Source organism: Kribbella albertanoniae (genome assembly GCF_004348455.1).
In the GTDB taxonomy this organism is placed as follows: Bacteria; Actinomycetota; Actinomycetes; order Propionibacteriales; family Kribbellaceae; genus Kribbella; species Kribbella albertanoniae.
On record NZ_SMKA01000375.1, the window covers coordinates 1 to 6,962 of the forward strand.

Here is a 6,962-nt window from a genome sequence, read left to right on the forward strand (position 1 = left end):
GCCCCCGAGATGGTCGACCCGGGCTCAAGGTCGCCCCGGCGCCCGCACTTTGAGCACCCATCAACCACATCCGGTCCGCGCAAACGGTCGAGCGGTGCCCAAGGTCGTGGTGCCGGCACCTTGTGCACGAATCAGCCATGTCCCGTTCGCTCAGGTGGTCGAGCGGTGCCCAAGGTCGTGCTGGGGTGCACTTTGTGCACGCATCGACCACGTTCTGCGCGTAGAAGTGACTGACCGGTGCTCAAGGTTGGGTGGGGTGGATGAGATCCTGGGGTCTCGACGGGATCGGTGAGAGGGCGCGGATGATCAAGGTTGGTGTACTGGGGGCCAAGGGCAAGATGGGCGCTCAGACGTGCCTGGCGGTTGACGAGGCCACGGACGTGGAGCTGGTCGCGCAGCTGGACCATGAGGATGACCTGGCCGAGTTGACCAAGGCGAGCACTCAGGTCGTGGTGGACTTCACCCGGCCCGAGGTGGTGATGGACAACCTCGAGTGGTGCGTCGCGAACGGGATCCACGCGGTCGTCGGCACCACCGGCTGGGACGAGGAGCGGCTGGCCAAGCTGCAGTCCTGGCTGGATGCGGCTCCGGGTGTCGGCGTACTGATCGCCCCGAACTTCTCCATCGGCGCGGTGCTGATGATGCAGTTCGCAGCCGAGGCGGCCAAGTACTACGAGTCGGTCGAGATCATCGAGCTGCACCACCCGGACAAGGTGGATGCCCCTTCCGGGACAGCCCGCCGTACGGCGGAGTTGATCGCGGCCGCTCGCCGGGACGCCGGCAGCGCGCCGATCCCGGACGCGACGACGACGTCGCTCGACGGGGCTCGCGGTGCGGACATCGAGGGGATCCGGGTGCACGGCGTCCGGCTGCGCGGGCTGATCGCGCACCAGGAGGTGCTGTTCGGTGACGAGGGCGGGACGCTGACGATCCGGCACGACTCGATCGAGCGGGTGTCGTTCATGCCCGGTGTGCTGCTCGGGATCCGGAACATCGTCTCGACGCCCGGTCTGACCATTGGCCTCGAGCACTTCATGGATCTTGCCTAAGCATGAGAGCTAAGCAGGCGGCGATCGTCCTGGCGGTCGTGTTCGTTGCGTACGCCGCTCTGCTCGGCTGGCGCGGGGTGTTGCTGATCGGGACCGGTGATCCGGTCGCGGTCGGCCTCGGCGTCGCCGTACTGGTGATTCCGGTGCTCGGTGCGTATCTGGTCTGGCGCGAGTTGCGGTTCGGTACCCAGACCGAGGGGCTGGCCCGTGAGCTGGAGGCGGCCGGTGGGTTGCCGGTCGACGATCTGCCGCGGCGGCCGTCCGGGCGGATCGACCGGGCTGCGGCCGATGCGGCGTTCGAGCAGTACCGGACCGAGGCAGAGGCTTCGCCGGACGATTGGCGGGTATGGTTCCGGCTGTCGACGGCGTACGACGCCGCCGGGGACCGCAAGCGCGCACGGGCAACCATGCGGCAGGCGATCGCCCGGCACGCGGTTGGCAAGCCCTGATCTGGTATTCAGCATTACCTGCGACTTCGCCGCGAACCTTCGGCGATCACTGACAATGCGGGCCGGAAAAGGATATTTTCGAGACGTACGTGGCAACCGCCACGTCGAGGCCGGAAACTGGGTGGAGCCGTCCTGTGTCGTCCGACGGATCTCGCCGCGGTTCGGACGACGTGCAGGGGGCTGGGTTCGGCGGCCTGTTGCGCCGGCATCGGCGAGACGCCGGGCTGTCGCAGGAGGGCCTGGCGGAGCTGGCCGGTCTGAGTGTCGACGCGATCGCGGCGCTGGAGCGGGGTCGTCGCCGTGCGCCGAGAGCGCACACTCTGCGGCTCCTCGCGGACGCCCTGCGACTGAACAGCGCCGAGCGCACTCAACTCACCGCTACCGCGCGGAACGACTCCGAGTCGCCGCAGCCGGTGCTGAGGCGACCACCTGCCCCGCCGAACGAGTTGATCGGTCGGACTGTCGAGCTGACCGCAGCCAAGCGCTTGCTGGGCCAGCGCATCACCCGGCTGCTGACGCTGACCGGTCCGGGCGGCATCGGCAAGACCCGGCTCACCATGGCGGTCGCAAGCGAGCTGTCCGAAGACTTCCCGGACGGTGTGTGCTGGGTGCCGCTCGCTTCGCTGACCGACGCGGAGGGCGTGGCCCCGGCCGTGGCTGCCTCGATCGGGCTGCACCCCTTGGACACCACCCGGCTGGCTGAAGAGATCGCCGAGCAGATCGGCCAGCGCACACTGCTGCTGGCGTTCGACAACTGCTCCCACGTGGTCTCGAACGTCGGCCAGGTGTGCGCCGCGCTGCTGGAGTCCTGCCCGAACCTGTCCATCCTCGCCTCCAGCCGCGAGCTGCTGCGCGTCCCCGGTGAGAACGTGTACGTCGTACCGCCGCTGTCCCTGCCGCCGGACGAGGATCAGGCCGAGCTGTCCGCCGCGGTCCGGTTGTTCGTGGATCGGGCGAGTGCGCGCGGGTACGACCCGACCGGTCAGCTGGAGCAGGTGGCCCGAGTGGTCCGCCGGCTCGAGGGCATGCCGCTGGCGATCGAGCTGGCGGCCGCCCGGACGAACGTGATGACCATCGAAGAGCTGGCCGGTGAGCTGGAGACGTCGTTCGGCATCCTGGCCGGTGGCGACCGCACGGCGTCACCGCGGCAGCAGTCGATGCGCGGTGCGATCGAGTGGAGCCATGACCTGCTCACACCGGCGGAGCGCGATGTCTTCGCGCAGCTGTCGGTGTTCGTCGGTGGCTGGACCCTGAGTGCGGCCGCGATGGTGATGTCGGGTGAGGACGCACCCGGGCCGGTGGCGCGGGCCGAGGCGCTCGATCTGACCGGACGGCTGGTGGACAAGTCGCTGATCCGGGTGACTCGCCACGGTGGCGTCGCGCGGTACTACATGCTCGCCGTGATCCGGGAGTTCGCGGCTGACCGGTTGCAGGCGACGGCAAGCGTGGACGAAGCAGTCAGCAGGCATGCGCACTTCTACATCGGGCTGGCGGAGCAGGCGGAGCGTGAGCTGCGCGGTGCGAGCCAGGAGGAGTGGCTAGAACGTTTGCAGAGTGAGCTGGACAACCTGCGCGCAGCCATGGCATGGGCGCTGCAGACCAGGTCAGTCAGCGAAGCATTGCGGTTGTCTGGCGCACTCTGGTTGTTCTGCTACCTGCGCGGTCACTACGCGGAAGGCAGTCTGTGGCTGGAGCGTTCGCTAGCCCTGTCGCCGTCCACTGAAGACGCGACACCGGCGCTGGCGAAGGCGAATCTCGGCGCCGGCATGCTGGCGTTCCTGCAGTGCGAGTACGACGTGGCGACGACTCGGCTCGAGACCGCGCTCACGCAGTACAAGGAACTCAAGGACACGGCCGGTACGGCGTTGGTCCTGCAGCGACTCGGGGGAGTGGCGCGCGAGCGCGGCGACTACCGGACTGCTGAGGACCTGCACTGTCAGAGCTACGACCTGTTCGAGAACCTTGGTGACCAGTCCGGGATGTCGTGGGCGCACAACCAGCTCGGCTTCGTGGCGTGGCTGCGGGGCGATCTGGATGTCGGTGCGCGCCGGTGTGGCCGGGCGCGCGACAGCTTCCGGAAGCTGGGTGACGGTGAAGGACTCGCCTGGTCGCTGATCAGCCTCGGCGCAATAGCGCAGTACAAGGGTGAGCTGGTCGACGCGGAGGCCCTGCTGCAGGAGAGCCTGGCGCTGTCGCAGCGGCTCGGCTACCGCGAGGGTGTGGCGTGGTCACTCAACCAGCTCGGCATAGTCGAGCGGCGTCGCGGTCTGACCGAGCGTGCGGTGCACCTGCTCGACGAGAGCCTGGCTGAGCATCGGGACCTGGGTGACCGGTGGCGTTCGGCCAGTGTGCTGGAAGAGCTCGCGGCTGTTGCTCAACAGCGGGAGCGCAGCGAGTACGCGGCATTCCTGCTGGGTGCGGCGGACGGCGTACGGGAAGTTATCCAGGCACCGGTGCCGCAGGTCGAGAAGGCGGACTACCTGGCCACGCGGCGTGCGGTCGAGGAGTCGCTCGATCGGCAGGCCTTCCGGGCGGCCTGGTCGGCTGGACGCGCAGCACCGCTGGCTGCCGTGGCCGACGGCTACCCGGTCCAGCACCCGGCACCTGATCCGGACCGGTCCAGGTACTTGTGAGACCCGAACCGATCAGCAGTCCACCAGAGCTGCTGATCGGACGAGTACATGCCTCGCGGAGCATCACGACCTGGGGGATCGACGATGCCCCGCGAGGGACCTGGGATGCGCGGGACCGCAGCGGTGCGTGGACCCGGCCGGCTGTGCCTCTGTCTGACCCCCCAGGCAGTCCCCCCACATACAGCCGGCCGAAGCCACGTCCGGCGGTCGAGCCTTTCGTCGAGCCCTCCCGGTCGACGCCCGGCTCTCCCGCGCTGACACAAGGTTGTCGAAGTCACGCTGCGTCGCACAGGGACGTAACCCTGACATCGCCCTGACAAATATGTCCTGACAACGAAGGCACCTGCGGGATTTCGCCGACCGTAACCGGAGGCTGCCGGTGTGTGATTTCAGAAGCCTCCGAATTGCCACTCCGGATTTGAGTCAAGCGTTTGGCCGCTGCCAATTCGTGATGATTTCAGCGCAGATATCCGGAGAGGGCGGCCGTGAATCCCGCGACCCGGCGCAACGGGGATCCGGTCGCCGCTTCAGCACCCTCGTGGTTGATCGGTTCCGGGGTGGACGGCGCCGGGATGCCCTCGCCACGGCAGCTCACATCGGCGGCCGGGGTCCTGCCGGTGGTGAGGAACGCGTTGATGATCCGGTCCGCGCACTTGTTCACCCCGCCGTACACGCCGTGGTCGCCTTCGCCGGTGATCGTCAGCAGCCGCGAACCGGCGTACCGATGATGGGCTGCGGCAGCCAACGTGTAACTGGTGGCGGGGTCGTTCTGGCTCTGCACCATCAGGGTTGTGGGCAGACCGGCGCCGGTTGGCTGCGGCAGATTGAGCCGCGGGCGGTCCCAGTAGAAGCACGGGTTCTCGTTCATGCTCCAGCCGATCAGCGGGTTCCGCGGGCCGAGGCGCGCGGCGAGTTGGTCGGCGTGCTCACGGCCTTGCGGCCAGGCGGTGTCGTTGCAGGTGATCGCAGTGAAGGTCGCGTCCTCGTAGTCGTCGCCGAGTGCGGACAGGCCGACGGTGCTGCGGTGAGCGCGGCGGACGAGTTCCCGCTGGCGGGTCGGCGAGAGTCCATCGACCAACCGTTGCGCGGCCCTCGCTCCGCCCTTTGTCTGGGTTTCGGAAAGGTCGCGGAGAAATGCCAGATCAAGGGCCAGCGAGTAGAAGTCGAGTTTTGTATACAAATCCCCGGAAACCATGTCGTCCAGGGTGTTCTGGTCGTAGGTGATCCGGATCGAGGCTTCCAGGAACTCCTCGACCGCGGGCTGCTTCTTCAGCGCCGCCCGTAACCGTTCGTAGTTGCGAACCACCTCGCGGGACGTCATCCCGAGGTGCAGCTTGTCGTCGTACTTGGCTGCCCAGGTCGCGAAGTCCTGCTGGAACCGCCGCTGGAACGCGGCCGGCTGCTCCGCGAACGTGCTGATCCACGGGCGGGTGAAGTCGGTGTTCGAGTCGAGCACGAAACGGCCGACGTGCTGCGGGAAGTAGGTCTGGTAGTACGCGCCCATCCAGGTGCCGCCGGAGTAGCCGACGAAGTCGATCTTGTCGAAGCCGAGCAGTTGGCGGATCAGGTCCATGTCCTGCACGGTCTGAGCGGTGGTGATGTAGGGGAGCAGGCCGCGGGACTGGCGATCGCAGTACGGCTGGGCGAGCTTGGAGGCCTGCGAGATCAGGTCCAGGTTCAACGCATCGCGGTCGCGGGCGTCCATCGAATAGCCCGGCGCGCCCTGGCAGGTGACGTTGGTGCTCTCGCCGGAACCGCGGGGGTCGAAGCCGACCGCCAGATGGTTCTTGGCCAGCGGCTTCTGGCTTGCGAGGTACGGCGCCATCCCGAGCCCGGCGCCGCCCGGTCCACCTGGGTTGCCGAACACGACCCGGCTGGGCTTACCGCGCTCCGGGGCGACCTTGCTGACCGCGAGCTCGATGTCGGTTCCGGCGTACTGGTTGGCCCAGTCGCGCGGTGCGGCGATCTTCGTGCAGAAGGTCCGCAGTTCCTCGTCACCGCAGCGTCGCCAGGTGAGCTTCTGCTGCAGGTACTTGTTCGCCACCGGCCGCGCCTTGTCGACGATCACCCCCGTCGGCATCGAGGCGGTCGCTCCCGAGCCGGGAACGATCAGGACAGCAGCGGCGGACAGCCCCAGGCCGACGGCCAGGGAGACGACCTTCATACAGACTCCAACGGCAAAGCGTGATCGGACCGTCGCAATCTGTCATGTCAGCCGGGTGTGGTCGAGCACCACCCCCGGCTAGTCGCGTTCTAGTCGCTTTTGGGTGGCAGGAAGTACGCGAGCATCCGCACCCGCCGTGAGTCCGGCGTCGGCTCTTTGCGTTGCAGATAAGGCATCAGCAGAACCTCGAGATCCTCCTGCACCTTGCGCAGTTCCTCGGCGGTCAACCACATGCCCGCGTTGAACAACCCCGCCGAGCGAGCCCACTCCAGCTCCAGCCCCGGTTCCGTGCTCTCGACCCACTGGCGCGGAAGGTGCTCATAACTCAGCAACATCGCACTGCTCAACGCCCGAGCCGCCTGCTGAACCTCGACCTCCCCGTCCTCCGGAATCTCGAAGAAGATGCCCCGCCCACACGCCTCCCAGCTATCCCCGTTCCGCTTCAGCAGGCCCACCGCCGCCAGCTGCTCCGCATGCTCCTCCACAGCCTGTGCCGGGACCCCGGTCGCGTCCGCAAGCTCGTCAGTGGTCGCCGCCCCGTGCCGAGTCAGCCGATCCGTCATCGCCAGCCGCACTGGATCCGCCAGCGCCTGCATCGCCGCCGCCCCCGTCAACACCATGTCCCCAACCTCGTTAACCCGCAGCTCGCTCATACCCGCCACCCTCC

The 6,962-nt window shown here is 67.8% G+C and carries 5 protein-coding genes; 3 read left to right on the plus strand and 2 right to left on the minus strand.

The window, feature by feature from the left end:
* Positions 1-302 precede the first annotated feature (302 nt).
* The 3 genes from dapB to E1261_RS41840 all read left to right on the plus strand — a co-directional run bounded on the left by dapB (position 303) and on the right by E1261_RS41840 (position 4,131).
* A complete protein-coding gene (dapB, locus tag E1261_RS41830; protein WP_132415369.1) occupies positions 303-1,049 on the plus strand; it encodes a 4-hydroxy-tetrahydrodipicolinate reductase in 747 nt (248 codons plus the stop codon).
* Between the two features lie 2 nt (positions 1,050-1,051).
* Positions 1,052-1,498, plus strand: coding sequence for a hypothetical protein (locus tag E1261_RS41835; RefSeq protein WP_132415359.1), 447 nt, complete (start codon positions 1,052-1,054; stop codon positions 1,496-1,498).
* A gap of 134 nt (positions 1,499-1,632) precedes the next feature.
* On the plus strand, positions 1,633-4,131 hold the full coding sequence (locus tag E1261_RS41840) for an ATP-binding protein (RefSeq protein ID WP_132415361.1): 2,499 nt from the start codon (positions 1,633-1,635) through the stop codon (positions 4,129-4,131).
* 457 nt (positions 4,132-4,588) lie between these two features.
* Here the strand turns inward: E1261_RS41840 and E1261_RS41845 are convergent, their stop codons facing one another.
* Complete coding sequence (locus E1261_RS41845; protein ID WP_132415363.1) at positions 4,589-6,295, minus strand: alpha/beta hydrolase; 1,707 nt, start codon at positions 6,293-6,295, stop codon at positions 4,589-4,591.
* A gap of 89 nt (positions 6,296-6,384) precedes the next feature.
* Positions 6,385-6,962 (minus strand): winged helix-turn-helix domain-containing protein (locus tag E1261_RS41850; protein ID WP_238176783.1); only part of this gene is annotated, 578 nt, incomplete at its 5' end.